The organism is Stenotrophomonas sp. PS02301, assembly GCF_029959485.1.
In the GTDB taxonomy this organism is placed as follows: Bacteria; Pseudomonadota; Gammaproteobacteria; order Xanthomonadales; family Xanthomonadaceae; genus Stenotrophomonas; species Stenotrophomonas maltophilia_Z.
Genome location: NZ_JASCOO010000083.1, coordinates 1 through 17,330 on the forward strand (window position 1 = coordinate 1; position 17,330 = coordinate 17,330).

Below are 17,330 nucleotides of genomic sequence, written 5' to 3' on the forward strand. Positions count from 1 at the left end.
GGGGGGGGGGCGGCACACAAACCGCGGGGGGGGCCCCCCCCCGCCGGGCCCCCCCCCCCCCCCCCCCCCCCCCGCCGGGCGATCGGTCAGCTGGTGGCTGACTGCTGGGCGTTCGGGCGCCAGGTGATGAGACGGTTCTCGACCACGTCGAGCAACGCATCGATGACCAGCACGAACGCGGCCAGGATGATGATGCCGGCGAACACGCCGACCGCGTTGAAGTTGCCTTCGGCCTGTGCGATCAGGTAGCCCAGGCCCGCCGAGGCGCCCAGATACTCACCGATGATGGCGCCGACGACGGCAAAGCCTACCGAGGTACGCAACGAGGACAGAATCCAGCTCGCGGCGGCCGGGAAGTACACATGGCGCAGCAGATCGCTGCGGCCTGCACCGAGAATGCGGGCGTTGGCCAGCACGACCGGGTTCACTTCACGCACGCCCTGCATGGCGTTGAAGAAGGTGGTGAAGAACACCAGCGTCACGGCCAGAGCCACCTTGGACCACAACCCCAGGCCGAGCCACAACACGAAGATCGGCGCGAGCACCACGCGCGGGATCGCGTTGAAGCCCTTGATGAACGGATCCAGGATGCGCGCCGAACGACGGCTCAGGCCGAGCCACACACCGCCGGCCACGCCCAGCGCGGTGCCGATCAGATAGCCCAGCGCGGTTTCGGTCAGGGTGATGTAGACGTGCTGGTAGAACGACGTATCAGCCAGCCAGGCATACATCTGCCGGCCGATATCCAGCGGTGCCGGGAAGAAGAACGGGTCGATGATGCCCAGCGTGGTGCCGGCCTGCCAGCCACCGAAGACGGTGACGACCAGCGCGATCTGGATGAAACGGTCAGTCTTGGCGTGCATAGCTCTTCTCCACTTCGCCGCGCAGGCAGGCCCAGATATCGCGGTACAGGTCGGTGAAACGTTCATCCAGCTTGATTTCGGCAACGTTGCGCGGCCGCTCAAGATCGACATCGAAACTGCGCACGACCCGTGCAGCCGGGCCGGAGGACAACACCACCACGCGGTCACCCAGCGCGATCGCCTCTTCCAGGTCATGGGTGATCAGGATCACTGAGCGGCGATCTTCCTGCCACAGCCGCAGCAGCTCGTTCTGCATCAGGTGCCGGGTATGGATGTCCAGGGCCGAGAACGGCTCATCCATCAGGATCACCTTGGGCTCCACGATCAGGGCCTGCGCCATCTGCACGCGCTTGCGCTGGCCGCCGGAGAGCTGGTGCGGGTAGCGGTGCTCGAAACCGGTCAGGCCGACTTTGGCCAGCCAGGCGTTGACCTTCTGCTTGCGTTCGGCGTCGGCAACGCCACGGAAACGCAGGCCGAGCTCAACGTTCTGGTACGCCGTCTTCCACGGCAACAGCGCGTCCTGCTGGAACAGGTAACCAACCGCCTCCTGTACGCCGGCGACCGGCTTGCCATCGATGGCGATCTCGCCGGCCGACGGCTTGAGCAGCCCGGCGACGGAGTTGAGGATGGTGCTCTTGCCGCAGCCGGTTGGCCCCACGATGGCGAGGAACTCGCCATTGCCGACCTGGATGTCGACATCGCGGACGGCGGTGAAGTCGCCGAAGGACATGGTCATGCGGTTGATGCTGACCATGGTCTGCGCAGGCTCCAGCTGCGGCGCGCCATTGAACTGACGCACGGTGGCATTGAGTGCCATGGGGAGTCTCCCTTGTGGGTTACGGTTGGGCCGGCGCCGAGGCGTTGGCACGTTCGACGAAGGCGTTCGTATAGGTCTTGGACAGATCGATCTCGGTCCCGGCAACGTCCTTGTTGAACTCGCGCAGCACCGCCAGCGGAGTTTCCAGATCGGCAGGAACGAAGCGGCCGTCGGTGGTGAAGATGGCGCGGGCGTTTTCCACGGCGCGCGCATAGGTCTTGCGGTCACCGGAGATGTAGGCATCCGGCAACGCGGCGACGATGTCTTCGGCGGTGTTGTCGGCGATGAAGCGCAGTGCCATCTGCTGGGCACGGGCGATCTTGGTCGCCGCTTCCGGACGCTTGTCCAGGAAGCTCTGGTTGGCATACATCACCGAGGTCGGATACAGCCCGCCGTACACCTGACGCGCGCCCTCATCACTGCGTGCATCGATGATGATGCGCCCGACCTTGCGCTCGGTGATCAGCGTCGCTGCCGGGTCATAGTTCACCAGCAGATCGATCTTGCCCTGCTCCAGTGCGGCCACCGCGGCGGCACCCGAGCCGACCCCGATCAGCGCAATGCTGTCCACCGGGATGTCGTGCTGGGCAAGAAAATGGCGCACGAAGAAATCCGATGAAGAGCCCGGTGCGGTGATGCCCACCTTCTGGCCCTTGATCGTCTCCGGCCGCGCCGGGTCGAAGCTGCCGTCCTCGCGCCCGGCCATCACCAGGCCCGAGTTGCGTGACAGCAGGACGAAGCCGACCACCTCTTTGTGCTTGGCCTGCATCTGGATGGTGTGATCGTAGAAGCCCACCGCCACATCGGTGGAATTGGCCACCAGGGCCTGTAGAACCTTCGAGCCGCCCTGGGCGAAGTTCTCCGTCTGCACCTTCAACCCGACCTGGTCGAAATAGCCGTTCGCATCGGCGATGAAAAACGGCAGGTTGTTGAGGTTGTAGGAGCCGACGCTGATGCGGACCGGCGCGTTGTCCGCACCGGCGGCGCCTTCGGCGTCACCTTTACCGCACGCGGCGAGCGCCAGCGTTGCCGCGACCAGCGCGGCCTTGAACATCTGCTTGTACATCATCCCTCCCAGGATTGTGGTGCGTTGTTGCTTTCAGGGGTCCGGAGGGCACACCAGCACGGCGCCCCCTCCCGACGAAGTCAGGTCATGCCGCGGACGTCCATTGGGCGGCGTCGGTCGCCAGAGACGAGGTGGCGAACACGCGACCCTCGAACAGGCGACGGGCGGTGCGCACCACGCTGGCCACGACCGGCGCGTGCTCCGAGCTGCGGCTCAAGCCCACCTCCAGGGCACCGCTCGGATGTTCGAGGGTAATCCCCACAGGCAGGTCCACACACCCGACGAAAGTGTTGGCCAAGGTGCCTTCGGTGGCGGCCGCCGTGGCAATGCCGACGCCGCCGGTGATCGCCAGTGCCGTATGGCAGTGGTGGGGCATGAAGTAGCGCACCTGCAGGTCGCCGCCGTGTTCAGGGGCCGACAACAGCACCGGCTTGGGAATCACTTTGTCCCCGGCATCGGCAATGCCCATGCGTGCACCGGCCTCGATGCGGATCGCTTCGATCCGCGCCAGCAGTGCGCCATTCGTATTCAGTTCGGCCGGGCTCTCGCCGCCACGCAGGCCCAGATCGCACGCCCGCATCAGCACCATCGGCATCGCGCAATCGATCAGGCTTACCGTCACCCCGTGGATCTGTTCCTGCGCATTGCCGGTCGGCAGCAGGCGACCGGTGCGTGCGCCCGCCGCATCCAGGAACGACAACCGGACCGGTGCTGCACTACCGGGCGCACCGGCGATGCGCGTGTCACCGCGGTACACCACCTGGCCGCCCGGCGTTTCCACCGTGGCCAGGATGATCTTGCCGGTATTGACGTTGTGGATGCGCACCTCAGTGCGCGGATGGCGCGCAGCCACCAAGCCCTTCTCGATCGCATACGGACCTACGGCCGCCAGCATGTTGCCGCAGTTGGGCGAGGTATCCACCACACGCTGCTCGACCTTGACCTGGGCGAACAGATAGTCGACATCGGCGTCCGGCCGGCTGGCGCGATCAATGATCGCCACCTTGCTGGTCAGGGCGTTGCCGCCACCGATGCCATCGATCTGAAGCGGATGACCCGAACCCATGACCTCCAGCAGCAGGCGATCGCGGCGGGCGGTATCGGCAGGCAGGTCCGAGGCGAGGAAGAACGGCCCCTTGGAGGTGCCGCCGCGCATCAGAACGCAGGGAATGCTGGTGAGATCGTTGGACATACGTGTGCTAGATTGATGCGCCTATCAGATCAATGAACTTCTGTGATCCGATACTGGCATGAGCATAATTAATCTGTTAATTGCTCTTTTTTGGATGATTGATACCCCATGAGCATCAATTGCGAAATCCTGGATCTCCGCGCCTTTCTGCTGATCGCCGAGACGCGCAGTTTCCATCGCGCGGCCGAAGCGCTGCACGTGTCCCAGCCTGCGCTCAGCCGCCGCATCCAGAAGCTCGAACAGGCCGTCGGGGCGCCGCTGCTGGAGCGCACCACGCGCAGCGTCTCCACCACGGCCGTCGGCGAGAACCTGCTGCCGCTGGTGCGGCGCATGCTGGAAGAATTCGACGGCTCGCTGTTCTCGGTGCGGGGCCAGGACGACACCCGCGGTGCCCAGGTCACCATCGCCTGCCTGCCCACGGCCGCGTTCTACTTCCTGCCCAGTGTGATGGCCCGCTTCCACGAGGCCTTCCCGAACGTGCGCTTCCGCATCCTGGACATCCCGGCCACTGAAGGCCTGCAGGCGGTCGAACGTGGCGAGGTCGAGTTCGGCATCAACTTCATGGGTGCCAACGATCCCAATCTGGATTTCGACGTCCTGGCAGAAGACCCGTTCGTGCTCGCCTGCCGCCGCGACCACCCGCTGGCGAAAAAGAAGAAGGTTGAATGGGCCGACCTCGCCCGCCATCAGCTGATTACGGTGCACCGCACCAGCGGCAACCGGACGCTGCTCGATGGTGCGCTGGCGCGCGAGAACCTCAAGCTCAGCTGGCATTACGAAGTGACCCACCTGTCCACCTCGCTGGGCATGGTCGAGGCCGGCATCGGCGTGTCGGTGTTGCCGAAGATGGCGACCCCGGATGGCGAGCACCCGACCTTGGTCACCCGACCGATCGGCAACCCGGTGGTCTCGCGCACCATCGGCATCGTGCGCCGCCGCGGCGCCCTGCTCTCGCCCAGCGCCGAGCGCTTCCTGCAGATGCTGATGAGCCAGTGGCGCGGCCAGCCGTGACATCGGCACTACACATGCCCGTGTAACCTTGCGTCCTGAGCCCAAGGGCTGGCACGCCCCCGCCGCTGTCGCATACTGCGAGGGATCGGCGGGCGCAGCGAGCCCGACGGCAGCCGCAAGCAGGCGCGCGTTCCGGCGCAGCCGCTGCAAGCCATCAGCAAAGGAGTCATCTGCAATGAGCGATTCGTTCTCCACCCGCAGCCAGCTGGACGTCGGCGGCACCACCTACGACTACTTCAGCCTGCCCAAGCTCGGACAGACGTTCGACATCTCCCACCTGCCCTACTCGATGAAGATCCTGCTGGAGAATCTGCTCCGGCATGAGGATGGTGGCGTCACCGTCGGCAAGGACCACATCCAGGCCGTGGCCCAGTGGGACCCCAAGGCCGAGCCCGACATCGAGATCGCCTTCATGCCGGCCCGCGTGGTGCTGCAGGATTTCACCGGTGTGCCCTGCGTGGTCGATCTGGCCGCGATGCGCGATGCGGTGGTCAAGCTCGGCGGTCGGCCGGAGCAGATCAATCCGCAGATTCCCTCCGAGCTGGTGATCGATCACTCGGTGCAGGTCGATGTGTTCGGTACGCCCGACGCGCTGGACCTCAACGGCAAGATCGAATTCCAGCGTAATCAGGAACGCTATGGCTTCCTGCGCTGGGGCCAGAAGGCCTTCGACAACTTCAAGGTGGTGCCGCCCAACACCGGCATCGTCCACCAGGTGAATCTGGAAAACCTGGCCCGCGTGGTGATGACCGCCGGCTCTGAACAAACGCGCCAGAATGGCAAGGCGGTGGCGTACCCGGACACCGTGTTCGGGACCGACAGCCACACCACGATGATCAATGGCATCGGCGTGCTCGGCTGGGGCGTGGGCGGTATCGAAGCCGAGGCCGCCATGCTCGGCCAGCCGTCGTCGATGCTGATCCCGCAGGTGGTCGGCTTCAAGCTGACCGGCCGCATGCCCGAAGGCGCCACCGCCACCGATCTGGTGCTGACCGTCACCCAGATGCTGCGCAAGCACGGCGTGGTCGGCAAGTTCGTGGAGTTCTTCGGTGAGGGCCTGCAGCATCTGCCGCTGGCTGACCGTGCCACGATCGGCAACATGGCGCCGGAGTACGGCGCGACCTGCGGCATCTTCCCGATCGATGAGGAATCACTGACCTACCTGCGCCTGTCCGGCCGCAGCGAAGCGCAGATCGATCTCGTCGAAGCCTATGCCAAGGCCCAGGGCCTGTGGCACGACGCCAACACCGCGCACGCCAGCTACAGCGCCACGCTGGAACTGGACATGGGTCAGGTCAAGCCGTCGCTGGCCGGCCCGAAGCGCCCGCAGGACCGCGTGCTGCTGGAAGACGTCAAGCAGAACTACCGCGAGAACCTGGTCGGCCTGACCACCAACCGCGACAAGCGCAATGACGACGTCTCCAAGTTCGTCAACGAAGGCGGCGGTGCGGCGGTCGGCAACGAACAGCTGGCCAAGGGCTACAGCGATGTCGAGCTGGATGGTCACAGATTCCGCCTGAAAGATGGCGCGGTGGTGATCGCCGCGATCACCTCGTGCACCAATACCTCCAACCCGGCGGTGATGATCGGTGCCGGCCTGCTCGCCCGCAACGCTGCGGCCAAGGGCCTGGACCGCAAGCCGTGGGTCAAGACCTCGCTCGGCCCGGGCTCGCGCGTGGTCACCGATTACCTGGAAAAAGCCGGTGTGCTCGCCGAGCTGGAGAAGATCGGTTTCTATGTGGTCGGCTATGGTTGCACCACCTGCATCGGCAACTCCGGCCCGCTGCCGACCGAAGTCAGCGCGGGCATCGCTGCTGGTGACCTGGTGGTGGCATCGGTGTTGTCGGGCAACCGCAACTTCGAAGGCCGCGTGCACCCGGAAGTCAAAATGAACTACCTGGCCAGCCCGCCGCTGGTCGTCGCCTACGCCATCGCCGGCACCACCGATATCGACCTGACCACCGAGCCGCTGGGCACGGGCAGTGATGGGCAGCCGGTGTACCTACGCGATATCTGGCCCAGCAACAAGGAAATCGGCGACGTGATCGCCGCGACCATCGGGCCGGAGATGTTCAAGAAGAACTATGCCGACGTATTCAAGGGCGACACCCGCTGGAACACCATCAAGTCGCCCGATGGCGATCTGTATGAGTGGGATGGCACCTCGACCTACATCAAGAACCCGCCCTACTTCGACGGCATGACCATGGACGTCGGCCACATCGACGACGTGCACGGCGCGCGTGTGATGGGCCTGTTCGGCGACTCGATCACCACCGATCACATCTCCCCGGCCGGCAACATCAAAAAGGATTCCCCGGCGGGCCGCTTCCTGCAGGAGCGTGGCGTGCAGCCGGCCGACTTCAACAGCTATGGCAGCCGTCGCGGCAACGATGACGTCATGGTGCGCGGCACCTTCGCCAACATCCGGATCAAGAACCTGATGTTCGGCGGCGAAGAAGGCGGCAACACGCTGTACTTCCCGAAGGACGGCGGCGAACCGCAGAAGCTGGCGATCTATGATGCGGCCGTCAAGTACAAGGCCGAGGGCGTCCCGCTGGTGGTGTTCGCCGGCAAGGAATACGGCACCGGTTCCTCCCGCGACTGGGCAGCCAAGGGCACCAACCTGCTGGGCGTCAAGGCGGTGATCGCCGAGAGCTTCGAGCGCATCCACCGCTCCAACCTGGTCGGCATGGGCGTGCTGCCGCTGCAGTTCAAGAACGGCGACAACGCACAGAGCCTGGGCCTGGACGGTTCGGAAGTGGTGGACATCACCGGCCTGGAGGATGGCGCCAGCAAGTCGGCCACCCTCACCGCGACCCGCGCCGATGGCACCAGGAAGACCTTCCAGGCCCATGTGATGCTGCTGACCCCGAAGGAAGTGGAGTACTTCAAGCACGGCGGCCTGCTGCAGTACGTGCTGCGCCAGCTGGCGGGCAAGAAGTAAGCCAGCCGCCGCGCTCTCGGCGGCACCGGGTCACACCGCCAACGGTCGTGATCCCCACGGTAGCCCACGACCGTTGGTCGTGGGCATCGACCTGGCATGTCGCAAACAGCGCGCCCGGGAACCCTCTCCGCCGCCTTTCTTCACCGGCCCTTCGCGTTTCCCATTCGGGACGGTATGCTGCCGAGGCATGAAACGACGGATACTCTCCGTCATCGCGTTACATCATCCACGTTTCCTGGAGGGGGAATATGAGTCTGGAACGACCCTGGCTGCAGAGTTATCCCAAAGGCGTACCCGCCGAGATCGACGTCAACGAGTTCCATTCGGTGTCGGCCGTCTTCGACACCTCGGTGGCCAAGTTCCGCGACCGCCCCGCCTACTCCAGTTTCGGCAAGGTTCTGACCTACGGGGAAACGGACGCACTGGTCGAACAGTTCGCCGCCTACCTGCTCGGTGAGCTGCAGCTCAAGAAGGGCGACCGCGTTGCCCTGATGATGCCCAACTGCCTGCAGTACCCGATCGCGACCTTCGGCGTGCTGCGTGCCGGCCTGACCGTGGTCAACGTCAACCCGCTGTACACCGCCCGCGAGCTCAAGCACCAGCTGGTGGATTCCGGCGCGGCCGTGCTGGTGGTGGTCGACAACTTCTGCGACACCGTGCAGCAGGTCATCGCTGATACCCCGATCAAGCAGGTGGTGACCACCGGCCTGGGCGACATGCTCGGCGCCAAGGGCATCGTGGTGAACTTCGTGCTGAAGTACATCAAGAAGATGGTGCCCAACTACAGCCTGCGCGGTGCGATCCGCTTCAACCAGGCGCTCAAGCTGGGCAGCCGCCACACCCTGCCCAAGGTCGAGATCGATCACGACGACGTCGCCTTCCTGCAGTACACCGGCGGCACCACCGGCGTGGCCAAGGGTGCGATGCTGACCAACCGCAACCTGGTCGCCAACATGCAGCAGGCTTCGGCCTGGATCTCCGCCTCGGGGATCGAGATGGGCAAGGAGGTGATCATCACCGCCCTGCCGCTGTACCACATCTTCGCGTTGACGGCGAACGGCCTGGTCTTCATGAAGTTCGGTGGCTGCAACTACCTGATCACCAACCCGCGCGACATGAAGGGCTTCGTCAAGGAGCTCAAGGCGACCCGCTTCACCGCGATCACCGGCGTCAACACGCTGTTCAACGGCCTGCTCAACACGCCCGGCTTCGACGAGGTCGATTTCTCCTCGCTGAAGGTCACCCTGGGGGGCGGCATGGCGGTGCAGCGCGCCGTCGCCGAGCGCTGGAAGAAGGTCACCGGCGTGACCCTGGTCGAGGCCTACGGCCTGACCGAGACCTCGCCGGCCGCCTGCATCAATCCGCTCAGCCTGGCCGAGTACAACGGCGCGATCGGCCTGCCGATCCCGTCCACCGATGCCTGCGTGAAGGATGACGCCGGCAAGACGCTGGCCGCCGGCGAAGTCGGCGAGCTGTGCATCAAGGGCCCGCAGGTGATGAAGGGCTACTGGCAGCGCCCGGAGGACACCGCGCAGGCGGTCGATGCCGAGGGCTGGCTGCACACCGGCGACATGGCGCGCATGGATGAGCAGGGCTTCTTCTACATCGTGGATCGCAAGAAGGACATGATCCTGGTGTCCGGCTTCAACGTGTATCCCAACGAGGTTGAAGACGTCATCGCGATGATGCCCGGCGTGCTCGAAGTCGCCGCGGTCGGCGTGCCCGACGAGAAATCCGGCGAAGTGGTCAAGGTGGTCATCGTCAAGAAGGACCCCAACCTCACCGCGGAAATGGTCAAGGAGCATGCGCGTGCCAACCTGACCGGTTACAAGCATCCGCGCATCGTGGAGTTCCGCAAGGAGCTGCCGAAGACCAACGTCGGCAAGATCCTGCGCCGCGAACTGCGCGATACGCCCGCGCCGTAACGGCTCCCCAACGGCTGCATCTTCACAGGGCCCCTGCCGGCAACGGCGGGGGCCTTTTGCATTGCGTGAGATGCCGGGGGTGTAGGATCGCGGCGTGTGGACCCGTCAGGCCCGCCGCCCACCGTCCTCCCAGCGGGCCAGCCTCCGAGGAAATCGCCATGAGCACCATTGAAAAGCTGCCCGTCAACCACCGCTACGCCACCATCCGCACCGACACCACGGGCAACGACGATGCCCATTGGCTGTACATGCACGCCGATGCCGCCAGCGGCATCCGCCCGTGCTGCCGGAAGGACATGCTCGATGAAATGTGGAATTTCATGAGCGCCATCACGCGCACCCCGGCCGAGCGCAACAGCGGCAAGCTGCGCCATTTCGTGCTCGCCTCCGATGCGAATGCCTACAACCTGGGCGGCGATCTGGATCTGTTCACCCGCCTGATCCGCGAGGGCAACCGCGACCGCCTGCTGACCTACGCACAGCGCTGCGTGGAAGGCGTGCATCACCTGCACACCGGCTTCGGTGGCGACGTGCGCTCGATCGCGCTGATCCAGGGCGACGCGCTCGGCGGCGGCCTGGAGATGGCGCTGGCCTGCCACACCATCGTGGCAGAGGAAGGCTGCGGCATGGGCCTGCCGGAAGTGCTGTTCGGCCTGTTCCCGGGCATGGGCGCGTACTCGTTCCTGTGCAAGCGCGTGGCCCCGCAGCTGGCCGAGAAGATCATCCTGGACGGCCGCGTGTATTCCTCCGAAGAGATGCACGCCATGGGCGTGGTCGACGTGCTGGTGCCGAAGGGCCAGGGGGTCAAGGCGGTCGAGGATCTGATCCGCCAGCATCAGCGCATTCCGCACTCGTACCTGGCGATGAATGCCGCGCGCAACCTGGCCCAGGCCGTGCGCTACGACGAACTGCTGGAGATCACCAAAGTGTGGGTCGATTCGGCGCTGGCGCTGGGCGACAAGTCGCTGCGCACCATGGACCGCCTGATCAAGGCCCAGACCCGCCGCGCCACCCTCGACGTCGCCTGAGTCCTCCCCTCCCCTGTGTTGTTCAAGCCCGGCTGCCGCCGGGCTTTTTTAGTGTTGCCCGCTCAGCGCATGTCGCCGCCGTCGTCGGCGTGCCCCTGTGCCTTGCGCTGGGCACGCGCATCCAGTGCCTGACGGCCCTCCTTGATCCCGGCCTGCAGCAGGGTCACGCGCTGACGCCACTCACTCTTGAGCTGCCAATCGGCCATGCGCATCAGGTCGCCCGCGCGGTTGGCCACGCGGACCAGGCCCAGATTGCTGGCCACGCCCTTGATCGCGTGGGCCTGCTCACGGAAATGCACCCAATCGCCGCGCTCGCCGTCGGCCAGCGCCACACCGACGCACTGCTCGGCATCGGTCAGGCACTGGCGGATGAACTCGCGCTCGAAGCCATCGCCCATGCCGAGCGAAGCCAACTCGTCGAGCACGCCGGGATCCAGCACGCCATCCAATACGGTGGCGGTGCGCACGATCGGCGCGCTGGCCTTGAGTTGCCCGTTGGAGGCGATGTCGGCCAGCACGTCCAGCAGCCGCACGGCCACCACTGGCTTGGCCAGGAACGTGTGCGCACCGGCCTGGGTGCAGCGCTGGATCGCCTCGGGGGTGACATCGGCGCTGAGCACCAGCACCGGCGTGCGCGGACCGCCCCCGGCCTGCATCACGCGCAGCTCCTTGAGCATGTCCAGGCCACTCATGCCGGGCATGTGCAGATCGACGATGGCGGCATCGAAATCGCTCTCGGCCATCGCATCCAGCACCGCTTCGCCACCGTTGACGCACAGCACCTTGTGGCCCGCTTTCTGCAGCAGGCGCTGCAACACCATCCGGTTGGCCTCATGATCATCGGCGACCAGGATGTGCATGCTGCGCACGCGCGCGCGGTGGCGCAGGAACGGATCGGCGAAGGCGATGACATTGCCGTTGCGGTCCGGCAGCCCGTCGCCGACCAGGGCCGGGGTGACCGCGCCCAACGGCACGCGCGGCGGCGCGAACGGCAGCTCGAACCAGAAATGACTGCCCTGCGGCGGGTTTTCTTCGTAGCCGATGTCGCCGCCCATCGCCTCGACCAGGCCCTTGGCGATGGTCGTCCCCAGGCCGGTGCCTTCGTGCCGGCGGGCCATGCTGACATCGGCCTGCTCGAAGGCTTCGAACAGACGCGGGCGCATTTCCGGCGCAACGCCGATGCCGGTATCGAGGATGTCGAAGCGCAGCCGCACCCCGCCATTGGATTCGGCATTGAGCACGCCGACGCGGATTTCGACCCGGCCATGGTCGGTGAACTTGACCGCGTTGCCGGCGATGTTGAGCAGGATCTGGCGCAGGTGACCGAGATCGCCGCGCAACAAAGGCGGCACGGTATCGGCGACCTTGACCCGGTAGTCCAATCGCTTGGCCTTGGCCTGCGGCAGCAGGATCAGCCCGATCGCCTGGATCACATCGGCCAGGGCGAAGTCTTCGGCGGTCACGCGCAGCTTGCCCGCTTCGATCGCGGAGATGTCCAGCACCTCTTCCACCAGCGCCAGCAGACTGCGCGAGGAGGCCTGGATGGTATTGACGCACTCGCGCTGCTCTTCATCGAGCTTGGTGGTGGCCAGCAACTCGGTCATGCCCGACAGCCCGTTGAGCGGCGTGCGGAATTCATGACTCATGTTGGCCAGGAAGCGGCTCTTGGCCTCGCTCGCACGGCGCGCCTCGGCCATCGCCCGGGTCAACTGGCGCAGCAGCGTGGAGAAATACAGCGGCACCGCGGCCAGGCCCAGCCACAGGCCGAACGCCAGCCGGGCATTGCGTTCCCAGTAAGGCGTAAGCAGCGCGGTGCTGCCGAAGCTGACCATGGCCATCGCCACGGCCACATAGAGATAGTTGTTGCCATAGCGCATGCCGTTGCCGACCGTCACCCACATCACCACGATGTAGACCCAGGCCAGCGGCTCACCCATCTGCACCATGCCGGCGGCGATCAGCCCGTAGTCGGCCAGCATGCCGGCCACCCGGCGTGGATCCGAACGCCCCGGCCGCCACAGCAGCCAGCCGAACAGCCCAAGCGAGAGGGTCAGGCCGGTCAGCACGATCGCCAGCACGCCGTGGTACTGCGCCGGCGGCAGATCGTGCCGCGGCCCCGGCATCAGCACGTACAGCAGGATCAGGGTGATCAGCACGATGCGCACGATCGCCTGGCCGTGCTCGGTATCCGGGCGCTGCGCCAGACGTTGCTTCAGGCGCGGGTACAGACGACGCATATCACATCCCCGGGCGGGATGACGCAGTGGAGTGCTGTGCGCAGATCTCATCAAGCTGGAGGCGACCGCGCAGCAGGGCATCAACGCAGCGCGGGTCGAACAACCGGCCACGCTGGGCGTACAGATAGGCCAGCGTGGCTTCCATGGTCCATGCTTCCTTGTACGGACGGGGTGAGATCAGGGCGTCGAACACATCGGCCACCGCCACGATCCGCGCTTCCAGCGGAATGGCATCGCCGACCAGCCCATCCGGGTAGCCGCTGCCGTCGTAGCGCTCATGGTGGCGCAGCGCGATCAGCGCGCCGACCTGGATGAAACGGTTCTGGCTGCCACTCAGCAGTTCATAGCCGATCCGCGGGTGCCGGCGCATGATCGCCTGCTCCTCGTCGCTCAGCTTGCCCTGCTTGAGCAGCACGGCATCGGGAATGGCGATCTTGCCCATGTCGTGCAGGGGCGCGGCCATCTCGATCAGCTTGACCTCTTCCTCCGGCAGCCCGAGCTGCTCGGCGATCAGGCCGGCGACATGCGCCATGCGCTCCAGGTAGGCGCTGGTGCCGGCATCACGGAACTCGATCGCCCGTGCCAGCCGCGACAGCGTCTCGCGCTCGCGCTCTTCCACCTCGTGCATGCTGGCCAGCAGCCGCTGCTCCAGCGACAGCGCGCGCTGCTTGACGTTCTCCGACTGCTGGCGCAGCTGCAACAGGTTGTAGCAGCGCGCGCGCAGTTCGCGCGGGCGGAACGGCTTGACCAGGAAATCGATCACCCCTGCTTCCAGCGCGGCCTGGCGGATCGGCTCATCGCCAACCACGGTGATCAGGATCACAGGGATGTCGCGGTGCTTGGGCAGGCGGCGGAACCGGCGGGCAAACTCGAGCCCATCCATTTCCGGCATGCGGTAATCGAGCAGCAGCAGATCCACGGCATGCGACTCGCACCAGGCGAGCGCCGTCAGCGGATCGCCGAAGTCGTGCACGGACAGTTCCGGCGCGATGTCTTCGATGACATGGCGCAGCATGGTACGCGCGGACGTCTGGTCGTCAACGATGACAATATTCAAGGCTGCTTCTGCCTTCTTCCTTGACCACACTGGAACATGCTGCGGAGAGGATACTCCGCCGCTCAGCACACTGGCACCTTGCATGGGTCCGCCTCCCGTCATGAACACCCCAGTTCATGATCGTCGTCACAGTGTGATGCCAATGTAAGCACCTGCTGCGACCCGTCATGGTCCGTGGCCATCACGCCATAGCACCTTGCTAAGGCCACGCAGAAACCATACTCGCGCGGCCACGGGAGCGGAACCCCCATCCGGACGCGCCCCAAGCACGCCCGGACCCAGGTCTCAGTTTTCGGGACGCATGTACGGGAACAGCAGCACGTCACGGATCGAGCTGCTGCCGGTCAGCAGCATCACCAGCCGGTCGATGCCGATGCCCAGGCCGCCGGTCGGCGCCATGCCGTACTCCAGCGCGCGGATGTAATCGGCGTCGTAATGCATGGCTTCGTCATCACCGCCCTCCTTCGCCGTGACCTGGGCCTGGAAACGGGCCGCCTGGTCTTCCGGATCGTTCAGCTCGGAGAAGCCGTTGGCCAGCTCCTTGCCGTTGATGAACAGCTCGAAGCGGTCGGTATAGCCCGGCTGGTCATCGTTGGCACGGGCCAGCGGCGAGACTTCCACCGGGTGGTCGGTGATGAAGGTCGGCTGGATCAGGGTGTGCTCGACGGTAGCTTCGAAGATCTCCAGCAGCAGCTTGCCCCAGCCGTAGGACGGCTTGATGCGGATCTTCAGGCGCTCGCAATGGGCTACCAGCGCATCGCGGTCGGTGCAGTCGGCCGCACTGATCTCCGGGTTGTGGTGGCGCACCGCTTCGTCCATGCGCCAGCGGCGGAAGGCCGGGGCCAGATCGATCGTGGCAGCGTCCCACTCCACCGTGGTGGTGCCCAGCACCTTGCTGGCCACGTCACGGATCACGCCTTCGGTCAGGTCCATCACTTCGGTGTACGTGGCATAGGCCTCGTACAGCTCCATCATGGTGAATTCCGGGTTGTGGCGGGTGCTGACGCCTTCATTGCGGAAGTTGCGGTTGATCTCGTACACGCGCTCCAGCCCACCCACGACCAGGCGCTTGAGGTACAGCTCCGGGGCCACGCGCAGGTACAGGTCCAGGTCCAGCGCGTTGTGGTGGGTGGTGAACGGCTTGGCCGTGGCGCCGCCGGGGATGTAATGCATCATCGGCGTTTCGACTTCCAGGAAGTCGCGGTTGTCCAGCCAGGCGCGCATGGCGCGGATGATGCGTGAGCGCTTGATGAACACCTCGCGCGACTCCGGGGTCACGATCAGATCGACGTAGCGCTGTCGGTAGCGCTGCTCCACGTCGGCCAGGCCGTGCCACTTGTCCGGCAGCGGGCGCAGCGACTTGGTCAGCAGGCGGATGCTGGTGGCCTTGACCGACAGCTCACCGGTCTTGGTGCGGGTCAGCCCACCCTCGACGGCGATGATGTCGCCCACGTCCCAGCCCTTGAAGGCGGTGTAGGCGTCACCCAGGGTGCTGCCCTGCAGGAACAGCTGGATGCGGCCGGACTCGTCCTGGATCTGGGCGAAGCTGGCCTTGCCCATCACGCGCTTGGCCATCAGGCGGCCGGCCATCTTGACCTGGCGGTCACTGGCTTCCAGCGCTTCGGCGGTCCACTGCTCGGCATCGGCGAACTCGGCCTGCAGGGTCCCGGCGAAGTGCTCGCGGCGGAAATCGTTCGGGTAGGCGATGCCCTGCCCGCGCAGGGCGGTCAGTTTCGCGCGGCGCTCGGCGATGAGGCTGTTCTCGTCGACGGGGGGCTGCGGCGCGGCGGTCTGATCGTTCATGGCGTGGGTCTATGTATGTCGGGGGGAGGGACGGTCCCCGCCATCATGCCGATGGTCGGGGCGGATTGCGAAACCGGGCGTGGCCCGGGCACAACGGATCGGGGCCGCGCGTGGCGGCCCCGACGGTCAGGCGTCGGTGCGTTTGGCACCCACGGCCAGGCCGGACTTCAGGCTCGCTTCGACGAATTCGTCGAGGTCGCCATCCAGCACCTTCTGCGTATCGGAGCGTTCGATGCCGGTGCGCAGGTCCTTGATACGGCTCTGGTCGAGCACGTAGTTGCGGATCTGGCTGCCCCAGCCGATGTCGGACTTGGTGGCTTCCACGGCATCGCGCTCGGCGTTGCGCTTCTGGATTTCCAGCTCGTACAGCTTGGCGGCCAGCATCTTCATCGCGTTGTCGCGGTTCTGGTGCTGGCTGCGGCCGGTCTGGCAGGCCACGACCGTGTTGGTCGGGATGTGCGTGATACGCACCGCCGACTCGGTCTTGTTGACGTGCTGACCACCCGCGCCGGAGGAGCGGTACACATCGGTACGCAGGTCGGCCGGGTTGATGTCGATTTCGATGTTGTCATCGACTTCCGGCGACACGAACACCGAGGTGAAGCTGGTGTGGCGGCGGTTGTCCGAATCGAACGGCGACTTGCGCACCAGCCGGTGCACGCCGGTTTCGGTCTTCAGCCAGCCATAGGCGTAATCGCCTTCCACGCGCAGCGTGGCCGACTTGATGCCTGCGACGTCGCCGCCGGAGACTTCCATCAGCTCGGTCTTCCAGCCGCGCGATTCGCACCAGCGCAGGTACATGCGCAGCAGGATTTCGGCCCAGTCCTGGGCTTCGGTACCGCCGGCGCCGGCCTGAATGTCGACGAAGGCCGCCGCGGTATCCATCTGCCCGGAGAACATACGCTGGAACTCCAGCTGTTCGACGTGCTTCTGGTACTTGTCCAGGTCGCTGACCACGGCCAGGGCGGTTTCTTCGTCCTGTTCGCTTTCGGCCAGTTCCAGCAGTTCACCCGATTCGGCCAGGCCGTCGAGGATCGTGGCGATGCCGCCGACGGTCTTCTCCAGATTGGCGCGTTCGCGGCCAAGGTTCTGGGCGTACTCGGCGTTGTTCCAGATATCCGGGTTTTCCAGTTCCCGGGTTACTTCTTCCAGACGCTCTTTCTTGGCGTCGTAGTCAAAGATACCCCCTGAGCGAGAGCACGCGATCGGTGAGATCGGTGATGCGCTGGCGGACAGGATTGAGCTCGATCATGTCGGCGATTAATGCGTGCGAAAAGACTGCCCATCATAGCGTATCCGGGGCTTGCCCGGCCAAGCCTGCGGGGTGGCGGCGGGGCGCCGGGGGGGGGGGGGGGGGCCGGGGGGGGGGGGCGGGGGGGGGCGG

Annotated in this window: 12 protein-coding genes; 4 read left to right on the top strand and 8 right to left on the bottom strand. The window is 65.6% G+C overall.

The window, feature by feature from the left end; translation table 11 throughout:
* Positions 1-86: 86 nt before the first annotated feature.
* From QMX81_RS16460 to QMX81_RS16475, 4 genes are all read right to left on the bottom strand, one after another.
* The gene (locus tag QMX81_RS16460) at positions 87-863 is read right to left on the bottom strand and encodes an ABC transporter permease (RefSeq protein WP_121036706.1); all 777 of its coding nucleotides are present in this window, start codon (positions 861-863) and stop codon (positions 87-89) included.
* Entirely contained in the window at positions 847-1,680 is an 834-nt protein-coding gene (locus QMX81_RS16465) for an ABC transporter ATP-binding protein (protein ID WP_121036705.1), read from the bottom strand. Before QMX81_RS16465 ends, QMX81_RS16460 begins: the two co-directional genes overlap by 17 nt.
* Before the next feature lie 19 nt (positions 1,681-1,699).
* A complete protein-coding gene (locus QMX81_RS16470) occupies positions 1,700-2,746 on the bottom strand; it encodes an ABC transporter substrate-binding protein (protein WP_282263094.1) in 1,047 nt (348 codons plus the stop codon).
* An 85-nt stretch (positions 2,747-2,831) separates the two neighbouring features.
* Positions 2,832-3,938, bottom strand: a complete 1,107-nt coding sequence (locus tag QMX81_RS16475; protein ID WP_152150745.1) for a 4-oxalomesaconate tautomerase — start codon at positions 3,936-3,938, stop codon at positions 2,832-2,834.
* 108 nt (positions 3,939-4,046) lie between these two features.
* On the opposite strand from QMX81_RS16475, the gene QMX81_RS16480 reads away from it, so the two are divergent.
* The 4 genes from QMX81_RS16480 (at position 4,047) to QMX81_RS16495 (ending at position 10,849) form a co-directional block, all read left to right on the top strand.
* Positions 4,047-4,949, top strand: coding sequence for a LysR family transcriptional regulator (locus QMX81_RS16480; RefSeq protein ID WP_121036703.1), 903 nt, complete (start codon positions 4,047-4,049; stop codon positions 4,947-4,949).
* A gap of 175 nt (positions 4,950-5,124) precedes the next feature.
* Positions 5,125-7,896, top strand: a complete 2,772-nt coding sequence (gene acnA, locus QMX81_RS16485; RefSeq protein WP_282263099.1) for an aconitate hydratase AcnA — start codon at positions 5,125-5,127, stop codon at positions 7,894-7,896.
* 248 nt (positions 7,897-8,144) lie between these two features.
* On the top strand, positions 8,145-9,821 hold the full coding sequence (locus QMX81_RS16490; protein WP_152150741.1) for a long-chain fatty acid--CoA ligase: 1,677 nt from the start codon (positions 8,145-8,147) through the stop codon (positions 9,819-9,821).
* A gap of 158 nt (positions 9,822-9,979) precedes the next feature.
* On the top strand, positions 9,980-10,849 hold the full coding sequence (locus QMX81_RS16495) for a crotonase/enoyl-CoA hydratase family protein (RefSeq protein WP_121036700.1): 870 nt from the start codon (positions 9,980-9,982) through the stop codon (positions 10,847-10,849).
* Positions 10,850-10,911: 62 nt separating this feature from the next.
* Here QMX81_RS16495 and QMX81_RS16500 read toward each other — a convergent pair whose 3' ends face one another.
* From QMX81_RS16500 to prfB, 4 genes are all read right to left on the bottom strand, one after another.
* Entirely contained in the window at positions 10,912-13,086 is a 2,175-nt protein-coding gene (locus QMX81_RS16500; RefSeq protein ID WP_282263104.1) for an ATP-binding protein, read from the bottom strand.
* 1 nt (position 13,087) lies between these two features.
* Entirely contained in the window at positions 13,088-14,227 is a 1,140-nt protein-coding gene (locus tag QMX81_RS16505; protein ID WP_282263108.1) for a two-component system response regulator, read from the bottom strand.
* Positions 14,228-14,428: 201 nt separating this feature from the next.
* On the bottom strand, positions 14,429-15,946 hold the full coding sequence (gene lysS / locus QMX81_RS16510) for a lysine--tRNA ligase (RefSeq protein WP_282263110.1): 1,518 nt from the start codon (positions 15,944-15,946) through the stop codon (positions 14,429-14,431).
* 126 nt (positions 15,947-16,072) lie between these two features.
* Positions 16,073-17,198, bottom strand: a protein-coding gene (prfB, locus tag QMX81_RS16515) for a peptide chain release factor 2 (protein ID WP_121036696.1) whose coding sequence is annotated in 2 segments (ribosomal slippage) — positions 16,073-17,122 and positions 17,124-17,198 — 1,125 coding nt in all. Because the reading frame shifts where the segments join, the coding sequence is not laid out codon by codon here.
* Positions 17,199-17,330: the final 132 nt, after the last annotated feature.